This is a genomic window from Synechococcus sp. R55.7, assembly GCF_047461955.1.
Lineage (GTDB): Bacteria > Cyanobacteriota > Cyanobacteriia > Thermostichales > Thermostichaceae > Thermostichus.
On record NZ_JANSIC010000124.1, the window covers coordinates 5,216 to 7,695 of the forward strand.

Below are 2,480 nucleotides of genomic sequence, written 5' to 3' on the forward strand. Positions count from 1 at the left end.
CAAGTTCAGGGCATGCAATATGCTTGGATGTTCACCTACCCGGATTCCGGCCTGGTGGCCAGCGAGCTGCACCTTCCTCTAAACAAGCGGGTGCGCTTGGATATGACGGCTCTGGATGTGAACCATGCCTTCTGGGTGCCGCAGTTTCGCCTCAAGCAGGATGTGATCCCGGGCCGAGAGACCCACCTGGAGTTTGTGCCTACCCAACTGGGGCAGTACCCCATCATCTGCGCAGAGCTGTGCGGCCCCTATCATGGGGTGATGGCAGGGCAATTGTTTGTGGATACGCCGGAAGACTTCGAGCGCTGGCAGCAGGAGCAAGTTTTGGCCGCCCGTGGCGAGGGCAGCACCTTGGCCCTCGTTTCAGATTTCTCGCCAGTCCATCCCTCTCCTCGGCCAGGCTCCCCTGAGGCCGAGTCTGCCTTTGCCCATGTCCACCACCAGCGTTTGGGCGTCTCCCCCTCAGATTTGAAGTCTCTCCAGTCCCATTCTGGATCCCTTCCTTCCGCAGGCTAGCCGGGATCCCTGACGCCCCTTTGGCCTGCGCTTGTGGGAACAACATTCTGCCAACGCGATATAGGAGCTTTTGTGCAATGACCCAGCTGCAAGACAGCCCAAGACTTGTTGCTGCACCGAAGGTTGAACTGGAACTTCCTGCTGAGCCTTGGTGGCGCTTCTTTACTTTTTCCACCGACCACAAGGTCATCGGGATCCAGTACTTGGTGACCACCTTTTTCTTCTACTTGGTGGGAGGGGCGCTGGCGACGGCAGTAAGGGCAGAGCTGGCTACCCCGGAGGCGGACTTTCTCGGCTTTGAGCGGTACAACGGCGCCTTTACCCTGCACGCCACGATCATGATCTTCTTGTGGATCGTGCCGGCGCTGACAGGGGGCTTTGGCAACTACCTGGTACCGCTGATGATCGGGGCGCGGGATATGGCCTTCCCCAAGCTGAATGCAGTGGCCTTTTGGCTGGTTCCGCCCACAGGGATCCTGCTTTTGGCCAGCCTGTTCATAGAGGCTCCGGCTGCCGGCTGGACTTCCTACCCCCCCCTCAGCTTGATCAGCGGCAAGGTGGGGGAAGAACTCTGGATCCTGAGCATTTTGTTGGCAGGAACCTCTTCCATCCTGGCGGCGGTTAACTTCATCACCACCATTCTGAAGATGCGCATGCCCGGCATGAAGATGGAAGACATGCCGCTGTTTTGCTGGGCCATGCTGGCAGCGTCTATTCTTACCCTCATTGCAACACCGGTTCTGGCTGGTGCGTTGATTTTGCTTAGCTTTGACCTGTTGGCGGGTACGGCCTTTTTCAACCCCAGCGGCGGCGGGGATCCGGTGGTCTACCAGCACATGTTCTGGTTCTACTCCCACCCGGCGGTGTACATCATGATCTTGCCGGTCTTTGGCATGATCTCGGAGATTTTGCCGGTGCATGCCCGCAAGCCCATCTTTGCCTACAAGGCCATCGCCTACTCCAGCTTGGCCATCTGCTTTTTGGGGTTGATCGTCTGGGCGCACCACATGTTCACCAGTGGCACCCCTGACTGGATGCGGGTGTTCTTCATGATCGCCACCATGGCCATTGCCGTTCCCACTGGGATCAAGGTGTTTAGCTGGCTGGCCACTTTGTGGGGCGGCAAAATCCACTTCCGCTCGGCCATGCTGTTTGGCATGGGTTTTGTCTCGATGTTCGTGATCGGCGGCTTGAGCGGGATTATCCTCGCCTCGGTGCCCCTGGATATCCACGTTCACGACACCTACTTTGTGGTGGCCCACCTACACTACGTGTTGTTTGGCGGCAGCGTCTTTGGGATCTATGCCGGCATCTACCACTGGTTCCCCAAGATGACGGGGCGGCTGCTGAACGAGTTTTGGGGGCGGGTGCACTTTGTGTTGACCTTTGTCGGCTTTAACATGTGCTTCTTGCCGATGCACAAGCTGGGCCTGATGGGGATGCCCCGCCGGGTGGCCCAGTACGATCCCCAATTTGCCGACCTCAACTGGATCAGCTCGGTGGGGGCCTTTGTTCTGGCCATTTCCACCCTGCCCTTTTTGGTTAACGCCATCTACTCCTGGGTGGCCGGGCCAAAAGCTGGGGATAATCCTTGGCAGGCCCTGACACTGGAGTGGACAACTTCTTCTCCCCCGCCCCATCCCAACTTTTATGGGGATCCCATTCTGCTAACTGGCCCCTACGACTACGGCTTGCACAGCAAAGAGACGCTGGACTACTTTGCTGCTCAGTTGCAGAGCGTGCGGGAGCTGGCACTGGCGGAAGCGGAGCCTACTTCTTCTTAGCAGGCCGGATGCCCGGTGGGTGGCTGATCCCCTGCTCACTGGGTATTCCAGTCTTGGCTGGGCTGCTTGTACAGCCTCAAGAAGTCTCAGGAATTCAGGAATTTAGGTGGAAAGGAATATGCAAGGATCCCTTGCCTCTGAAACGCTGATGGTTGGCCACTCAAGGGCCCACACTGCCCA

At 58.1% G+C, this 2,480-nt stretch carries 2 protein-coding genes; both read left to right on the forward strand.

The genetic code is table 11. The features are described 5' to 3' along the window. Nucleotides 1-516 (forward strand): cytochrome c oxidase subunit II (locus tag NW820_RS07965; protein ID WP_414407175.1); only part of this gene is annotated, 516 nt, incomplete at its 5' end. A 77-nt stretch (nucleotides 517-593) separates the two neighbouring features. Beyond that, complete coding sequence (gene ctaD / locus NW820_RS07970; protein WP_414407176.1) at nucleotides 594-2,300, forward strand: cytochrome c oxidase subunit I; 1,707 nt, start codon at nucleotides 594-596, stop codon at nucleotides 2,298-2,300. Nucleotides 2,301-2,480: the final 180 nt, after the last annotated feature.

Coding starts and splice junctions, on each gene's coding strand:
- ctaD (WP_414407176.1), top strand. CDS start 594: ATGACCCAGCTGCAAGACAGCCCAAGACTTGTTGCTGCACCGAAGGTT.